The organism is Haemophilus seminalis (assembly GCF_006384255.1).
Taxonomy (GTDB): domain Bacteria; phylum Pseudomonadota; class Gammaproteobacteria; order Enterobacterales; family Pasteurellaceae; genus Haemophilus; species Haemophilus seminalis.
Genome location: NZ_VCED01000004.1, coordinates 148,179 through 165,228, shown reverse-complemented (window position 1 = coordinate 165,228; position 17,050 = coordinate 148,179). Strand labels below are relative to the sequence as shown.

Annotated in this window: 17 protein-coding genes, 1 pseudogene and 1 riboswitch; of the genes and pseudogenes, 12 read left to right on the top strand and 6 right to left on the bottom strand. The window is 35.1% G+C overall.

Features of this window, described 5'->3' with window-relative positions:
• Positions 1–57: 57 nt before the first annotated feature.
• Positions 58–993, bottom strand: coding sequence for a lipid A biosynthesis lauroyl acyltransferase HtrB (gene htrB, locus FE813_RS07115; protein WP_139990020.1), 936 nt, complete (start codon positions 991–993; stop codon positions 58–60).
• Between the two features lie 96 nt (positions 994–1,089).
• Here htrB and hldE point away from each other — a divergent pair, with 96 nt between their 5' ends.
• The 3 genes and pseudogenes from hldE (at position 1,090) to rpsO (ending at position 3,165) form a co-directional block, all read left to right on the top strand.
• Complete coding sequence (gene hldE, locus FE813_RS07110; protein WP_139990019.1) at positions 1,090–2,523, top strand: bifunctional D-glycero-beta-D-manno-heptose-7-phosphate kinase/D-glycero-beta-D-manno-heptose 1-phosphate adenylyltransferase HldE; 1,434 nt, start codon at positions 1,090–1,092, stop codon at positions 2,521–2,523.
• 56 nt (positions 2,524–2,579) lie between these two features.
• Positions 2,580–2,717 (top strand): annotated as a pseudogene (locus FE813_RS10700) (ModD protein); the annotation flags it as partial.
• A 178-nt stretch (positions 2,718–2,895) separates the two neighbouring features.
• Positions 2,896–3,165 carry a 30S ribosomal protein S15 gene (gene rpsO, locus FE813_RS07100; RefSeq protein ID WP_005628925.1) on the top strand — a complete coding sequence of 90 codons (270 nt, stop codon included), beginning with the start codon at positions 2,896–2,898 and terminating at the stop codon, positions 3,163–3,165.
• Positions 3,166–3,220: 55 nt separating this feature from the next.
• Here rpsO and FE813_RS07095 read toward each other — a convergent pair whose 3' ends face one another.
• Positions 3,221–3,883, bottom strand: coding sequence for an NAD(P)H-dependent oxidoreductase (locus FE813_RS07095; RefSeq protein ID WP_139990018.1), 663 nt, complete (start codon positions 3,881–3,883; stop codon positions 3,221–3,223).
• A 108-nt stretch (positions 3,884–3,991) separates the two neighbouring features.
• On the opposite strand from FE813_RS07095, the gene siaB reads away from it, so the two are divergent.
• Positions 3,992–4,666, top strand: coding sequence for a 5-acetyl neuraminic acid cytidyl-transferase (gene siaB, locus FE813_RS07090; protein ID WP_180978703.1), 675 nt, complete (start codon positions 3,992–3,994; stop codon positions 4,664–4,666).
• A 37-nt stretch (positions 4,667–4,703) separates the two neighbouring features.
• On the opposite strand, the gene FE813_RS07085 is transcribed toward siaB, so the two are convergent.
• Entirely contained in the window at positions 4,704–5,438 is a 735-nt protein-coding gene (locus FE813_RS07085) for a YdcF family protein (RefSeq protein WP_139990016.1), read from the bottom strand.
• A 133-nt stretch (positions 5,439–5,571) separates the two neighbouring features.
• Between FE813_RS07085 and lsgA the strand changes: the two genes are divergently transcribed.
• From lsgA to FE813_RS07050, 7 genes are read left to right on the top strand one after another with little or no spacing between them, the layout of a single operon-like run.
• Positions 5,572–6,777, top strand: a complete 1,206-nt coding sequence (lsgA, locus tag FE813_RS07080) for a lipooligosaccharide flippase LsgA (protein ID WP_139990015.1) — start codon at positions 5,572–5,574, stop codon at positions 6,775–6,777.
• Positions 6,774–7,688, top strand: a complete 915-nt coding sequence (lsgB, locus tag FE813_RS07075; protein WP_139990014.1) for a lipooligosaccharide biosynthesis sialyltransferase LsgB — start codon at positions 6,774–6,776, stop codon at positions 7,686–7,688. Before lsgA ends, lsgB begins: the two co-directional genes overlap by 4 nt.
• Position 7,689: 1 nt before the next feature.
• Positions 7,690–8,751 (top strand): lipooligosaccharide biosynthesis family 4 glycosyltransferase LsgC, encoded by a 1,062-nt coding sequence (lsgC, locus tag FE813_RS07070; RefSeq protein ID WP_139990013.1) that lies wholly within the window; start codon positions 7,690–7,692, stop codon positions 8,749–8,751.
• 11 nt (positions 8,752–8,762) lie between these two features.
• Positions 8,763–9,536, top strand: a complete 774-nt coding sequence (lsgD, locus tag FE813_RS07065; protein WP_139990037.1) for a lipooligosaccharide biosynthesis galactosyltransferase LsgD — start codon at positions 8,763–8,765, stop codon at positions 9,534–9,536.
• Positions 9,537–9,547: 11 nt separating this feature from the next.
• Positions 9,548–10,429, top strand: coding sequence for a lipooligosaccharide biosynthesis N-acetyl-glucosamine transferase LsgE (lsgE, locus tag FE813_RS07060; RefSeq protein WP_139990012.1), 882 nt, complete (start codon positions 9,548–9,550; stop codon positions 10,427–10,429).
• Positions 10,430–10,438: 9 nt separating this feature from the next.
• Entirely contained in the window at positions 10,439–11,242 is an 804-nt protein-coding gene (gene lsgF / locus FE813_RS07055) for a lipooligosaccharide biosynthesis galactosyltransferase LsgF (RefSeq protein ID WP_180978702.1), read from the top strand.
• Positions 11,243–11,250: 8 nt separating this feature from the next.
• Positions 11,251–12,345: a lytic murein transglycosylase gene (locus FE813_RS07050; RefSeq protein WP_139990011.1), complete on the top strand. Its 1,095-nt coding sequence runs from the start codon at positions 11,251–11,253 to the stop codon at positions 12,343–12,345.
• A 40-nt stretch (positions 12,346–12,385) separates the two neighbouring features.
• Here the strand turns inward: FE813_RS07050 and aroA are convergent, their stop codons facing one another.
• The 3 genes from aroA to FE813_RS07035 all read right to left on the bottom strand — a co-directional run bounded on the left by aroA (position 12,386) and on the right by FE813_RS07035 (position 15,001).
• Entirely contained in the window at positions 12,386–13,690 is a 1,305-nt protein-coding gene (gene aroA, locus FE813_RS07045) for a 3-phosphoshikimate 1-carboxyvinyltransferase (protein ID WP_139990010.1), read from the bottom strand.
• Positions 13,690–14,526 (bottom strand): formyltetrahydrofolate deformylase, encoded by an 837-nt coding sequence (purU, locus tag FE813_RS07040; protein ID WP_139990009.1) that lies wholly within the window; start codon positions 14,524–14,526, stop codon positions 13,690–13,692. Before purU ends, aroA begins: the two co-directional genes overlap by 1 nt.
• Positions 14,527–14,596: 70 nt before the next feature.
• Positions 14,597–15,001, bottom strand: a complete 405-nt coding sequence (locus FE813_RS07035; protein WP_139990008.1) for an H-NS histone family protein — start codon at positions 14,999–15,001, stop codon at positions 14,597–14,599.
• Between the two features lie 224 nt (positions 15,002–15,225).
• Positions 15,226–15,402: riboswitch (Lysine riboswitch) on the top strand.
• Positions 15,403–15,459: 57 nt separating this feature from the next.
• Between FE813_RS07035 and FE813_RS07025 the strand changes: the two genes are divergently transcribed.
• The gene (locus FE813_RS07025; protein WP_139990007.1) at positions 15,460–16,980 is read left to right on the top strand and encodes a Na+/H+ antiporter NhaC family protein; all 1,521 of its coding nucleotides are present in this window, start codon (positions 15,460–15,462) and stop codon (positions 16,978–16,980) included.
• Positions 16,981–17,050: the final 70 nt, after the last annotated feature.

Below are 17,050 nucleotides of genomic sequence, written 5' to 3'. Positions count from 1 at the left end.
AATTTTTTAAATTTGAGAAAATTCTATCAAAAAGTGCGGTGATATTCGACCGCACTTTTAATCGTATAAACTAGGCGTATTTTCATCTGGACGCGTTTTAAAACGACGATGTAGCCACATATATATTGTTATGTCCTTCATTATTTCCTTTTCAACGATTTGATTCATTCGCGCAGCAATCGCCGTTTCATCTTGTAAATCCGTAAAATCAACAGGCGCTGAAATACTCACAGTATAGCCTGAACCATCTTTATTGCGTAATGGCGCAAATGGAATCACTTTGCTATTTGGTGAGGATTTCAATAAATAATAACTACCTGTGGTTGTGCAAGCATCGGGCACCGCAAAAAAGGGAACAAAAACGGCATTTTTTCTGCCGTAATCGTGATCAGGCGCATACCAAATGGTTTCTTCATTGCGTAAAGCTTTGATCATTCCGCGTAAATCTTTACGATCAAGCATATCTTTATTAGAGCGTAAACGGCCTTGTGTTTGTAGCCAATCAAGCAAAGGATTATCATTTGGACGATAAACACCAATGCCTGGATGATGCAAGCCAAGAATGCGTGCGCCAAGTTCTAGCGTTAAGAAATGAACACCGACGAGAATAATTCCATCTTTTTGATTTTCTTTTAGATAATGCAAGCCTTCAACTTTCGACCATTTTTTGATACGTGAATCCGACCAAAACCAAGCCATGCCGGTTTCGATAATTGCCATGCCTACTGAACGAAGATTTTCTTGTAAAATCGCCTCACGTTCGTTTTCAGGCATATCAGGGAAACAAAGTTCAAGATTACGGTGTGCAATGGCAGCTCGACGTTTACCTACTTTTAAATGTGAAAACAGCCAACCGAGACCATGACCAATATGGCGCAAAATAGGATAGGGAAGACATAAAATACTTCGCCAAATTGCCACGCCTAGCCAAAAAAGCCAGTATTTTGGGGCTAAAAAGTGCGGTTGAAATTGAGGGAGTTTTTCGTTTTTCATTGTTCTTTCCACGTAAGTTAGGGGCGTAGTTTATCGTAAATTTGAGTTGTGGTAAAATTGCCGCAATTTTGGTTATTCAAATAGAGAGATTTTAAAATGGCTCAATATTCAGCAGAATTTAAGCAAGCAAAAGTACTCGTATTAGGCGATGTGATGCTTGATCGTTATTGGTTCGGCGCAACCAACCGTATTTCACCAGAAGCACCGGTGCCAGTGGTTCGTGTACAGGAAGAAAATGAAGAGCGCGCGGGTGGAGCAGCAAATGTGGCGATGAATATTGCTTCACTTAATGTACCCGTTCAATTAATGGGATTGATTGGACAAGATGAAACCGGTTCTGCACTTTCCCTCTTATTAGAAAAACAAAAAATCGATTGTAATTTTGTTGCATTAGAGACCCATCCAACCATTACTAAATTACGTATTTTATCTCGTCACCAACAGTTACTTCGCCTTGATTTTGAAGAAGATTTCAATAATGTAGATTGCAAAGATTTATTAGCGAAGTTAGAAAGTGCGGTGAAAAATTACGGTGCTTTGATTCTTTCTGATTATGGTAAAGGCACGCTTAAAGATGTTCAGCAAATGATTCAAATTGCACGCAAAGCAAATGTGCCTGTATTGATCGATCCAAAGGGAACTGATTTTGAACGTTATCGTGGTGCGACATTATTGACACCAAATATGTCTGAATTTGAAGCTGTTGTGGGTAAATGTAATACAGAAAAAGAGATTATTGAGAAAGGTTTAAAATTAATTTCTGATATTGAATTAACCGCACTTTTGGTAACTCGTTCTGAAAAAGGGATGACATTATTACGTCCAAATCAAGAACCCTATCATTTGCCAACTGTCGCAAAAGAAGTGTTTGATGTGACAGGAGCTGGTGATACTGTTATTAGCGTATTAGCAACCGCATTAGCAGATGGACGTTCTTTCGAAGAATCTTGTTACCTAGCCAATATTGCCGCAGGAATTGTGGTGGGGAAATTGGGGACTTCAACGGTTTCGACTGTGGAACTTGAAAATGCGATTCATGCTCGTCCTGAAACGGGATTTGGCATTATGAGCGAAGCAGAATTAAAAGATGCTGTCGCACAAGCTAAAGCGCGCGGTGAAAAAATTGTGATGACGAATGGCTGTTTCGATATTTTGCATCCAGGGCATGTTTCTTATTTAGAAAATGCACGCAAATTGGGCGATCGTTTAATTGTCGCGGTAAACAGCGATGATTCCGTTAAACGCTTAAAAGGTGACAGTCGCCCAATTAACAACCTTGAAACTAGAATGGCGGTACTGGCTGGTTTGGCATCTGTGGATTGGTTGGTGCCATTCACTGAAGATACACCACAACGTTTAATCGGTGAAATTCTACCGGATCTTTTAGTCAAAGGCGGAGATTACAAACCCGAAGAGATTGCTGGCGCAAAAGAAGTTTGGGCAAACGGAGGTGATGTTAAAGTACTAAACTTTGAAAATGGTTGTTCAACAACAAATGTGATTGAAAAAATTAAATTATTGAAAGATTAAGTGAAAGGTTGGGGAGTCCCAACCTTTTTTGTTGCTTTAATATTTATATGAAATTAAAGGCTTTATCGCTATTTCAATTAAAACAGAAAGATATTCTGCTTTCTGTAGTTGGAGGGGGAAATAAAGATAACATATCAGATTATGCCAAATTAGGTATTCGTTTATTTATCACTTCTGTACCTTATTATGCATAGCCAGAGGATATAAAGGTGGTGATTGAGAAGATATAATGTTTTTCAATTTTATTTTTTAGCTTTTAGCTTTAAACCTTGCATTTAAGCTTATTGAACGCTAGAATGCGAGCTCCCTGTCATCGCTGAGTTAGAGATCGGCGAATGATGTATTAACAACACTACCTTTTAGGAGTAAAAAATGTCTCTAAGTACTGAAAAAAAAGCAGCAATCGTTGCTGAATTTGGTCGTGATGCGAAAGATACTGGTTCTTCTGAAGTTCAAATCGCATTATTAACTGCACAAATCAACCACTTACAAGCTCACTTTGCAGAGCATAAAAAAGACCACCATGGTCGTCGTGGTTTATTACGTATGGTTTCTCGTCGTCGTAAACTTTTAGATTACTTAAAACGTACTGATCTTGCTTTATACCAAAGCACTATCGCTCGTTTAGGTTTACGTCGCTAATTTTTAATGCTAAAAATAAAGCTCCCAAGTTGGGAGCTTTTTACTTTATACAGGATTATTCTACCCACTGTATAATTTCATCAAATTCCTTTCGAGATTTTTTAGTAATATCACGTGAGCGATAACCAAAGGTTGCTGCAACAGAAACGCCGTATTCATTAGGATCCAATAGACCTTCTTGAGCTAAGCATTCATTCATTTTATCATAATTGAATCCTTCAATAGGGCAGGAATCAATACCAAGTGCGGTTGCCCCAGTTAACATATTGGCAAGGGCAATATAGGTTTGTTTACTACACCAATCAAATAAAGCGCGTTCATTTTTAAGTAATTTCATGTCTTCTTCTTGAAAGCTCTTATATTTTTCTAGTGCCGCATGTTGTTGTTCTATATTTAGACCTTTACGTGTCATCACATCGGTAAAAAACTCACTATCATAACGTGTATTTTTCTTTGCTAGGATGATCACTAGATGGCTACAGTTATCTAATTGATTGTTCATTCCCCAGCTGAATGGTTTCATTTTTTCGCGTAAGGTTTTATTTTGGATGACTAAAAATTTCCAAGGCTCGGAACCAACAGAACTTGGTGATAATCTTGCGCATTCTAAAATAGCTTGAAAATCTTCGTTGCTAATTTTTTTGTTTGGATCGTAATAGCGTGTAGAGCTACGTCTATTGAATAGTTCAATAAGTTGTTCGCGAGTAAGTTGAATCATTTGTTTTCCTTTTATTAGAAAATAGATGAGGATATGTTAAAGATTAATTTTTGCTAAAACAAGGGAAACATTCTAAAATGAAAGACACTTTGTCATGTGGAGCAAAAAATGAAAAGAATTGCAATTATACCTGCTAGGGCTGGTTCAAAAGGAATTAAAGATAAAAATTTACAGCTTGTTGGAGGTGTGTCTTTAGTTGGTCGTGCCATTTTAGCTGCACAAGAATCGGGAATGTTTGATCAGGTTGTTGTAACCTCTGATGGGGAGAAGATTCTGAAAGAGGCAGAAAAATATGGTGCAATTTCGGTGGCTCGCCCTGAGAGTTTAGCACAAAGTGATACTCGCACAATTGATGCTATTTTACATTGCTTAGAAAGCCTAAATATTTCTGAGGGAGTAGCTGTTTTGTTACAGCCAACAAGTCCATTACGCAATGCTTTAGATATTCGTAATGCAATAGAAATTTTCCTAGGAGGAAAATATAAGTCGGTGATATCAGCTTGTGAATGCGAACATCATCCTTATAAATCATTTACTTTAGAAAATGAAGATGTAAAACCTATTCATGAGATAAGTGATTTTGAAGCACCGCGTCAAAAATTACCGAAATCTTACCGTGCAAATGGAGCTATTTATATTAATGATATTGAGAGTTTATTTGTAGAAAAACGTTTTTTTATTGAGCCTATGCGTTTTTATTTAATGCCTACTTATCGCTCGATTGATATTGATTCAACTCTGGATTTACAATTAGCCGAAAGTTTAATCTCAAAAGAATTTTAGAAGATTGGTCGCATTTTGTGACCTCTTTTATATCAGATTAATGTACTTTCCAATAACCAATCCACTCTTTTAATAAAACCATATTGCTATTCAACGCACCTAAGTCAGGAACAAAAGATTTTGCAGATAAATTTCCTTTGCTGCCATAGCTTGCCGCTGCAGCAGGAAGTACATCGAATCCTTGTTTTTCAAAAAGATATTTGGCTCGTTTCATATGCCATTGATTTGTTACTAAAATGATTTTTTGAATATGATCTTTAACCAAAATATTTTTAGTGAAACTGGCATTTTCTTCCGTATTACGGGCTTTATTTTCTATCCATTGCGTTGGTACATTAAAGAATTGGTTAAGTTCTTTTGCCATTAAGTCGCCTTCGGAAATACCTATCAAAGAATAGCCCGTTGTTAAAACAGGCAAGCCCGTTTCTTTTTGTAAAAATGCCGCATAACGTAAACGTTCTAGTTGTGGTGCGCCAGAAGCTGTTTCTGAATACAGTTCTTTGGTTGGGTAAGATCCACCGCCTAATATGACAATGGCTTGAGCTTGTTTATAGTCATTTATCGTAAGGGCTGGCGTATCATCATTATCTGTTAGCAATAAACCTGTAAAAGGCACACTCATGACATAAAGCCAAGTGAAACTGATAAGCGCAAGAAATTTGGCTAATTTTTTGAAATGAACACGATAAAGAATCACTGCAATAATTAGTAATACAAAGGTATTGAGAGGTGGCGCGATAAGTGCGGTAAGAAGTTTTCCTAGTTCTAACATAGATAAGATCCTTGATATAGAGCGGTTTTATTATAATGATTAGTCATAGCTTGTCTATGTTGATTTTGTTAAAATAAGCCCCTTATTTTTTGATAAACAAACGCTCGAATTCATCAAAAGTGCGGTTATATTTATGAAAGTTTTTAAAGACAGTGTCATTTACCTTTTTGGGGAATTATCGTCAAAGTTAGTTCCTTTTTTACTTTTGCCTTATTTATCACGTAAATTGGGCGTAGAAGGGTATGGCTCACTTTCTTATTATCAAACTTTTTTAAGTTTATTCTTGATTGTGGTTTCTTTAACTCAAGAGGGCGCAATTTCCCGTTATTTTTATTTTTACGGAAAACGTTCATTAAATTTAGTGGTGAATACTGGCTATGCTTATACCACGATAATTGGCTGCATTATTTTAATGGGTTGTTGGATTGCTCAGTCTGAAATATTATTTTATGCCGCACTTTCCTCAATTTTCCAATCTTTCTTAAATGTTCAGCTAAGTGTAAGACAATGCCAGAAAAAGGCTTGGTCCTATGCTTTTATTCAATTTTCACTCACTGTTACTGGTGCGGTGTTTACCGTCGCATTGCTTGAGTATTATCAAAATGATCTTGTTGAAAAAAGAATTTTGGCAATTTTATTGAGCAATTTGGTCGTTTGGTTTTTTTCTTATTTTCTTTACAGAAAGAGTGCAACATCTAAAAAATATCAATTTAAACATTATCAATCTGCATTATTTTATATTTTAGGATTTGGATTGCCGCTTATTTTGCATCATGCGAGTTTTTTCTTAAAAGGGCAGTTAGACCGTATTTTTATTTATCACAAATTCAGTGAAACAGATTTAGGGCTTTACGCCATGGGCGCCCAACTTGCTTTAGTTGTCTCTATTGCTATTCAAGCACTTAATAAAGCGATCATTCCCTATTTTTATGAAGCCTTAAAACAAAAAAAATTAATGATTCAACAATTACATAAATGGGCGTTATTTTCCTTTTTGCTGATACCTATTCCTGCTTTAGTCATGTGGATTATTCCTGAAGATGTGCTAGTTTGGATTTTAGGTAGCCAATTTGTGGGAACGAAATATTATATTATTTTATTTTTAATTTCGACCACATTAAGTATTCCTTATTTGATTTTAGTTAATTATCTTTTCTATTATGGAAAAAATAAACTTATTTCCCAATGTTCCGTTTTATCTACAATCATTTATGTAGCGAGCCTTGTGGTTTTAACTTTTACAGAAATTAAATATATCCCTTATGCTGGAATTATTGGTTCGCTTTCCATTATTCCTATTCTTTATTTTATGACATCTAAAGTGAGTAAAACCCTATGAATCTCATTCTTTGTTGCACACCATTGCAAGTATTAATTGCGAGAAAAATCATTGAATTACATCCTAACGAGCAATTCTTTGGCGTCATGTTTGGTGGTGTATGGGATAAAAAAAGAACCTTGTATGCGAGTAAATTAGCAGAAGTTTGTAATGATTCGATCAACATTGATACGGGAAAAGATCTAAAAGGTTTCGATTCTCTCAAGTTAATGCGTCAGCTTAAGAATAAAATTACGCACAAAGGTTTTGATAAGGTTTTTCTCGCCAATCTTAATTCATTATGGCTACAAACTTATCTTAGTCATGTTTCATTTAAAGAGCTTTATACCTTTGATGATGGTTCAGATAATATTTTCCCACACCCTAATTTATTGAGAGAGCCTGATACATTTAAATATAAACTGATTAAAGCCTTTATTGGCGATAAATATAGTGTGAATAAATTATTTAACAAAATAAAAAAACATTATACAGTTTATCCTAATTATAAAAATATTGTTCCCAATGTTGAACCTATTTCCTTATGGGATAATAAAGTAGATGGTGATATAGATGGTAAGGTCTCATTTTTTATTGGACAACCCTTGTTAAATACAAAAGAGGAAAACATCTCATTAATAAAAAAATTAAAAGATCAGATTCCTTTTGACTATTATTTCCCTCATCCAGCAGAAGATTATCGAGTGGATGGGGTAAATTATGTTGAATCAGAACTCATTTTTGAAGATTACGTATTTAAGAATTTAGCTAATAAAAAAGTGATTATTTATACGTTCTTCAGTTCTGTTGCATTTAATTTATTAAGTCATCCTAATGTAGAAATTCGTTTTATTAGAACGAGTATTCCAAGATGGCAATTCTGTTACGATTCATTTCCAGACCTTGGATTAACGATTTATAAGGAAATTTAAGATGAAAAAAATCGGTTTCTTTATTATGAATATCGAAAGTGCGGGTGGAACGGAGCGAGTTTCTATTAATGTTGCTAATGCTCTTGCTAAACAGGGATATGATGTTTCTTTTATTAGCATTGGCGGTAATAAGCCTTTTTTCCAAGTTGATGAAAAAATTAATATTTACGCAATGAATAAATTGCCCTATTCATTGAAAAAAGATTATTTTTCTATCACAAAAAAATTAAGAGAATTGGTTAAAGAATTACAGCTGGATACCTTAATTGTAGTTGATGGTGCGATTATGCTTTTTTCTGCTTTAGCGTTGGTTAATTTACATGTAAAGCATATTTTATGGGAGCATTATTCTTTTAACTTTACCGGCAATCGTCTAGTTCGTACACTTGGTAAATATTTAGCTTCAACAAGATGTGATAGAGTCGTTACATTAACCGAGTCAGAAAAAACGCTGTGGCAAGAAAAATTTAAAACGAACAATATAATCAGTATTGCTAATCCAAATACGCTTTTGCCAAAGAATAAATTAGCAAAATGGGAAAATAAAACTCTTTTATCTGTAGGGCATTTATTTTCTTATAAAGGTTTTGATTATTTATTAAAAGCTTGGCATTTTTTGTCAAAAAATCATCCGGATTGGAATTTAAAAATAGTGGGATCGGGTGAGGAAGAAGAGAATTTAAAAAATCTTGCTAAAGCATTGGATATTGAAGATTCAGTTAATTTTATTCCTCGTACCAATGATGTCGCTTTTTATTATGAAAGCAGTTCAATTTATTGTTTACCTTCACAAACAGAAGGCTTGCCTTTAGTTGTTATTGAAGCAATGGCATTTGGCTTACCTATTGTTGCCTTTAATTGTTCTCCTGGTGTAAAGCAATTAGTGGAACATAAAGAAAATGGTTTTCTTTGTGAACAAAATAATATTGAAGAAATGGTTAACGGTTTAGATTTATTAATGAATAATCCTGAACTTTATCAACAAATGTCAGATAAATCTCGTTTAATGAGTGAAGATTATGGCATTGAGAAAATTATTGAAGAATGGAAAGTGATTTTATAAGGAATAATTTTATGTTAAAAAAATATTTGATCTCTTTAGATAAAGATATTCAGCGTCGGGAATTATTCTTTTCTCAAAAAAATACTGAGGATTTCCAAATTTTTTCTGCCATTAATACCATGCAAAAAGATTGGGATGAATTAGCTACTATTTTTAATATTGAACAATTTAAAGCACATTATGGCCGTAATGTCACTAAGGGCGAAATCGGCTGTACATTAAGTCATCTTTCTGTGTACCAAAAAATTGTTGAAGACAATGGCATCGCTGAAGATCGTTATGCGTTAGTCTGTGAAGACGATGCTTTATTTCACTCAGATTTTCAGCAAAATTTAACCGCACTTTTATCAGAAAAACTTGAGTCTGAAATTATATTGGTTGGACAGTCTAAAATTAATGATTTCAATGATTTTGATTTAGAAATTAATTATCCGACAACTTTTTCTTGTCTATGCAAAAAAACAGGCAATGTAAATTACGCTTTCCCTTATAAAAGTTATTTTGCTGGAACTGTGGGCTATCTTATTAAAAAATCAGCTGCAAGAAGATTTATTCAGCAATTTTCTCAAAATAAGCCATTTTGGTTAGCGGATGATTTTTTACTCTTTGAACAGGATTTTAATATAAGAAATAAAGTGGTTCGTCCTCTTATGATAATTGAAAATCCTGTATTGATAAGCAATTTAGAAAGTGTTCGTGGATCTTTATCCAATAATTTGTTTAAAAAATTAATAAAATATCCATTGAAAAAATTTTTTGCGATTAAGAAAAATTTGGCTAATTAAAGGAAGGAATTATGTTAAGCATTATTGTGCCTTCTTATAATCGAAAAGCAGAAGTGCCAGCTTTATTAGAAAGTTTAACTCAACAAACATCGACTCATTTTGAAGTGATTATTGTGGATGATTGCTCCAAAGAGAAAGTCGTCGTTGAGGAAAGCTATTCTTTTCCAGTTACAGTGATTCGTAATGAAACGAATCAAGGTGCGGCAGAAAGTCGTAATATTGGCGCGCGTGCATCAAAGGGAGATTGGTTGCTGTTTCTCGATGATGATGATCGTTTTATGCCAGAAAAATGTGAAAAAGTGTTACAAGTTATTGAGCAAAATCCAGACATTAATTTTATTTATCATCCAGCTAAGTGTGAAATGGTCAATGAAGGGTTTACTTATGTGACTCAACCGATTGAACCTCAAGAAATCTCGACAGAACGTATTTTGTTAGCCAATAAGATTGGTGGCATGCCAATGGTTGCGATTAAAAAAGAGATGTTTTTAAAGATAGGCGGATTATCCACTGCACTTCGTTCTTTGGAAGACTATGATTTCTTGTTAAAACTGCTACAAGAGCCGAGTTTTAAACCTTATAAAATTAATGAGCTACTAACTTATTGTACTTTCCATACCAAACGTTCAAGTGTGTCTACGGATACTACTAATACGCAGAAAGCGATTGATTATATTCGCGAGCATTATGTGAAAACGGTAGAGCAAGCTCATAATTTTGATATTAACGCGAGCTATATTTTGGCTTATCCCCATATCATGAATTTATCGCGTAAAGCGGCAAAATATTATTTTGATATTTTTAAGAAAACAAAAAGCATTAAGCAATTCATTATTACGTTGGTTATTTTAATTTCGCCAAAATTAGCGATTAATTTAAAACGGTTTATGTAGGAAAATAAAATGAAATTTTCAGTCCTAATGTCCTTATATATTAAGGAAAATCCTCAATTCTTGCGGGAGTGTTTTGAAAGTCTTGTGGCACAAACTCGTCAAGCAGATGAAATTATATTGGTATTTGATGGGGCAGTAACGCCAGAATTAGAATCTGTTGTGACGGAGTTTGAAACAAAACTGCCATTAAAATTAGTTAAATTGCCACAAAATCGAGGCTTAGGGAAAGCCTTAAACGAGGGTTTATTGCATTGTGCTTATGACTGGGTTTTCCGTATGGATACCGATGATATTTGCGTGCCTGATCGTTTTGAAAAGCAAGTGGCGTTTATTGAAAAGCATTCTGAAACCATTATTTTTGGCGGACAAATTGCTGAATTTGGTGAAAATGTAAATGATATTGTGGCATATCGTAATGTGCCAACGTCTGCTCAAGAAATTATCAAATTCACGCAAAAACGTTGTCCGTTTAATCACATGACGGTGGCATATCAAAAAAGTGCGGTCATTAATTGTGGTGGATATGAAGATCTTCAAGAAGATTATTATTTGTGGATCAAACTTGTCGCGCAAGGTTTACATGTCGCGAATTTGCCTGATATTTTAGTTTATGCACGAGTAGGAAATGGCATGGTGAGTCGCCGTCGTGGTGTCAATCAAGCCAAAGCAGAATGGCGTTTATTCAAATTAAAATATCGTTTGGGAATTCAAGGATTGTTATCTGGATTATTTACTTTTGCATTGCGTTTTGGTTCTCGTTTATTGCCAACCTCGTTATTGAAAAACCTTTATCAAACTTTTTTACGTAAATAGGAAATCCAATGAAATTGAATATGTTATTTAAAATTTCTGTATTATCGACCGCACTTTTTTTAGTTGGCTGTTCTAGTTCGTCTGATATTAAGCCTGTAGTTAATAGCACTAGTTATACTAAGCAAAGAACACCAGAAAATTTTAATGATTATGTTCAATTTTTAAAAGGTAAAGCAGCCGCTGAAGGTGTGTCATTATCGGTATTGAATGCTCAAAATAATATTCTCTATATGCAAAAGGCAGTAGATTTAGATCGTGAACAAGCCGGTAAAATTCGTAAAAAAGATCCTAACTCCCCTCTAGTGGCTAATCCTAATGGCACGAGTAATTATCTCAATAGAGTGCTAACTCAAAATAAAGTGAATGTCGCGGCTGAGCGTTATTGGGAAGTGCAAGCACCATTGCAAAAAGCAAGCCAAAAATATGGTGTTCAGCAGGAGTATTTGCTTGCTCTATGGGGAATGGAAAGTAGTTTCGGGCATTATCAAGGCAAATATGATGTACTTTCTGCAGTGGCAACCTTGGCTTTTGAAGGTCGTAGAGAAAAATTATTTACGAAAGAATTTATCTCAGCCATGAAAATGCTTGAAAAAGATCATATTCAACGTGAACGTATGTTAGGTTCGTGGGCGGGCGCGATGGGACAAACTCAGTTTATGCCAAGCACTTTCTTACGTTATGCGGCTGATGGAAATAATGATGGCGTAAAAGATATTTGGAAAAACCAGTTTGATACTTTTGCTTCTATTGCAAATTATTTGCATACAGTAGGCTGGGATAATAGTTTACCTTGGGGCGTAGAGGTGATGCTCACCCAACCTATTGATTTGAGTTATTCTGGTACAGAAAGCAATAAAGCTCGCTCTTTAAAAGATTGGCAAACGATGGGGCTAATTTTAAAAAGTGCCAATCCACAAGAGCAAGCAAAATTAAATACACTTGAAAATGCTCAGCTTTGGTTAGTTCGCCCTGATCGCGAAGCGGATAGAGCGTTTTTAGTTTCGAATAATTTCCGTACTATTTTAGATTGGAATAAATCTAATTATTTTGCATTGAGTATCGGCATATTTGCTGAACGGATTAAAGATAATGTAGGATTATAATGTACGAAAAGTGCGGTCATATTTTTGGCCGCACTTTAAGTTAGTTTCTTATGCAAATTTTCTCAAATTCATAGAAGAATTTCGGAAATGTTTTGCTTGTACACTTAGGATCAAGTATTGAGACTGATGTATTTGAAAGTGCAATTAACGAAAAGCACATTGCCATGCGGTGATCATTATAAGTCTCAATATCAGCATGTTTAAACTGATTGAATGCAAGCGGTTGAATACGAATAAAATCTTCGCCTTCTTCGACTTCTGCACCAATTTTACGTAGCTCAGTTGCCATTGCTGTTAATCGATCTGTTTCTTTTACGCGCCAGTTATAAATATTTCTAATGACGGTTTCACTATTGGCAAAGAGAGCAGTGGTTGCGATCGTCATTGCAGCATCAGGAATATGGTTCATATCCATATCAATACCGTGTAATTCATTATGTTCGGCTTGAATAAAATCCTCTCCCCAAGTGATTTTTGCCCCCATTTTTTCTAATACATCAGCAAATAAACGATCGCCTTGAATTGAGTTTTTACCAATGCCCGTTACTTTTACTTTTCCTTTTCCTTTAATAGCACCAGCTGCGAGAAAGTAAGAGGCTGATGAGGCATCCCCTTCTACTAAATATTTACCCGGTGAAATATAGGACTGATTGCATTTTACGTGGAACTTTTGATAATCATGATTTTCAACATGAACACCAAAATATTTCATCATTGAAAGGGTGATGTCAATATAAGGTTTAGAGACTAATTCACCGATAATTTCAATTTCTGTATCATTTTCTGCAAGTGGAGCAGACATTAAAAGTGCGGTTAAAAATTGGGATGAAATAGAACCATCAATTTTGAGTTTTCCCCCTTTTATCCCTGTGTTGCGAATTGCGAGCGGAGGATAACCTTCATTTTCTAAGTAGCGAATCTCTGCACCCGCTTGGTGTAATGCATCGACTAAATGTAGAATTGGCCGTTCTTTCATACGAGGTTCACCTGTTAAGATGATTTCCCCCATTTTTTGCCCCTTTAAACAAAGCGCGGCAGTTAGGGGGCGCATTGCGGTTCCTGCGTTGCCAAGGAAAAGAGAAAGTCCATCTTGAATATTAAATGAACCTCCTAAGCCTTCAATTTCACAAATTGTTTTATCATCAGAAAGTTGATATTTCACGCCCAAGGAACTGAATGCATTAAGCATATGGCGAATATCATCGCTATCTAATAAATTGGCTACTTTTGTTGTGCCTTTAGCTAAGGCAGCCAAAAGTAATGCTCGGTTTGATAAACTTTTAGAACCTGGTAAATTAATCGTTCCTTCAACCGCACTTATTGGAGAAAGGGTGATTTTTTCCATTACAGCACCACCGTTTTATTTTTATAAACAAAAATTTTATCGTGTAAAGCAAGATCAAGTGCGCGACTTAATACTGTTTTTTCTACATCACGACCAGCACGCATCATCGCTTCTGCGCTATAAGTATGATCCACATTAATGACATTTTGCATAATGATTGGACCTTGATCTAATTCATTATTAATGAAATGTGCTGTTGCACCGATAATTTTTACACCTCGTTCATAGGCTTGTTGATAAGGTTTGGCGCCAATGAAAGCAGGTAAGAATGAATGGTGGATATTAATCACTCGATTTGGATAACGAGCAACAAATTCGGGATTTAGTACACGCATATATTTAGCGAGAACAATATAATCTGGCGTATATTCATCAATTTTTTCAGCTAATAATTTGTCGTGCTCAATACGAGTTAAGCCTTCATGACTAACTAAATGAAATGGAATATTGAAGCGCTCAACGAGCTCGCGTAAATTATCATGGTTGCCGATTACTGCTGCAATTTCTACATCAAGCGCACCATAATAATTTTTCATTAAAATATCGCCGAGACAGTGAGCTTCCTTTGTGACTAAAATAACAATTCGTTTACGTTTTGCACTAATTAATCGACAATGTGTTCCTTCGGGTAAGCTATATTTTAGATCTTCTAATAAAGTAGCTTCGTTAAAAATACCTTCCAATTCTGTGCGCATAAAGAAATGTTTGGTTTCAAAATCTACAAATTCATTATTATGCAGAATATTTAGTTGATGTTTGTAACAAATGTTAGTTATTTTAGCTATTAGGCCTTTATCATCAGGACAATCGGTGAGTAATATTTTTTTTTCGATCATAATGTTGTGTGCTAGGTTTAGATAAAAAAATAGAACCCATAAAAATGGGTTCTAGTTTCAAATAGAAAAATTAAATTTCGAAATCAGATAATGATTTACCTGAATTTAATGCATTTTGAATTGGGCGAGGTGTTCGGCCTTGACCAGTCCATGTTTTACGCTCTCCATTTTCATCAATAAAGGCATATTTTGCTGGGCGAGGTGCACGTTTAACTCTAGGAGTAACAGATGATACATTAAAAATAGCTTGGAATTCTTCAGCCGTTATACCATCTTGTTCCATTAATTCTTTATATTTTGCAATACGCTCTTTGCGTTCTGATTCAGACTTAATCAATTCCTCTTCAGCAATACGTTTTTCTTCAATTACAGTTTGTAGTTTTTCAAGCGCGCTTTCTGCTTGTTCTAAAGTGAGTTCACGTACAGCAACACGCAAACTGCGTAGATTCATTAATCCTTTTGTTAATTCATTCATTATAAACCTCATAGTAAAAATCAATGTTTGTTAATTTAAAATTGGCACTATTAATAATAGAGAAAGTTAAAAAATTTGTAAATACTGAATTTATATAAATATATTAAAATTAAATTATGTTAATATTTTGTTTTAAAATTAAGGTGTATTTATCTAAATTTATTATAAAAATAATATTATTTTTGTTGGCAATGCAAGATTTTTAAGGTAATCTTGTTAGACACTACAAAAGTAGAGGCGCAATTATTATAAGTATTTTTTCTGAGTGGATAACGATGAAGAAAAAAGAAAGGAATGATTGCCGAAATTAGTTGAAAGTCATTTCAGCTAGTTGGTGGCGTACTTGAAAGGGGCGTCACTGTCATAGTTTTTTTGATTAACTATGGAGCGCTACGGTTGTTCTGGTCTTATTCTGTCCTTTGCTTTCCGTTCTCTCCATTAATTGTAGGTATCTCTTAATGGAACTTATCGATTTTTCATCCTCAGTTTGGTCAATCATCCCAGCTTTACTGGCGATTGTCTTGGCGATTGCAACTCGTCGTGTATTGGTGTCTCTCAGTGCAGGGATTATTGTTGGTGCGTTAATGTTAGGTGGCTGGAATATTGGCCCCTCTTTCAGTTATCTATCAAGCAACGTGATTTCACTTGTTTATGCTGATGGCGCAATTAACTCTAATATGAACATTGTCTTGTTCTTATTATTGCTTGGTGTTTTAACCGCACTTTTAACCGTATCAGGTAGTAATCGTGCGTTTGCTGAATGGGCACAAAGCCGTATTAAAGGTCGTCGTGGTGCTAAATTATTGGCGGCATCATTAGTTTTTGTTACTTTTATTGACGATTATTTCCACAGTCTCGCTGTAGGTGCAATTGCTCGTCCTGTGACCGATCGTTTTAAAGTTTCTCGTGCGAAACTTGCGTATATTTTGGATTCAACGGCAGCACCTATGTGTGTAATGATGCCAGTTTCAAGTTGGGGCGCATACATTATTACCTTAGTAGGCGGTTTATTAGCAACTTATTCCATTACTGAGTACACACCAATTGGTGCATTCGTGGCAATGAGCTCAATGAACTTCTATGCAATTTTCTCAATTATCATGGTGTTCTTTGTGGCATATTTTTCTTTCGATATTGCTTCAATGGCACGCCATGAAAAATTAGCTTTGGAAAATTCTGAAGATGAATTAGAAGAAGAAACTGGTGCAAAAGGTCACGTACGTAATCTCGTATTACCTATCTTAGTTTTAATTTTTTCAACGGTTACAATGATGATTTACACCGGTGCATCAGCATTAGCAGCGGATAGCAAAGAATTTAGCATTTTAGGTGCGTTTGAAAATACGGTTGTTGGAACTTCTTTAGTTGTGGGTGGTACTTGCTCGATTCTAGTTTCTACTTTATTAATTATTATTGATCGTCAAGTAAGTGTTCCTGAATATGCACGCTCTTGGATCGCAGGTATTAAATCAATGGCTGGTGCAATCGCAATTTTATTCTTTGCATGGACAATTAATAAAGTCGTTGGGGATATGCAAACTGGTAAATATTTATCTTCGCTTGTTTCTGGTAATATCCCAATGCAATTCTTACCAGTAATTTTATTTATTCTTGGTTCTGCAATGGCCTTCTCAACCGGCACAAGCTGGGGGACATTTGGTATTATGTTACCAATTGCAGCGGCTATGGCTGCAAATACTGCGCCAGAATTATTACTCCCTTGTTTATCTGCAGTGATGGCGGGAGCTGTATGTGGTGACCATTGTTCGCCAGTATCGGATACAACGATTTTATCTTCAACTGGTGCAAAATGTAACCATATGGATCATGTGACTACTCAGCTTCCTTATGCTGCAACAGTTGCAACTGCAACGGCTATCGGTTACATCGTAGTTGGATTCACTTATTCAGGTTTAGCTGGTTTTGCTGCGACAGCGGTTTCATTATTTTTAATCGTATTTGCCGTGAAAAAACGTTAAAAATGTGATCTTGCTCAAAAATCTAAATAAAGTATAAAATTTTGATAAATTTATAAAATGCGACATAAGG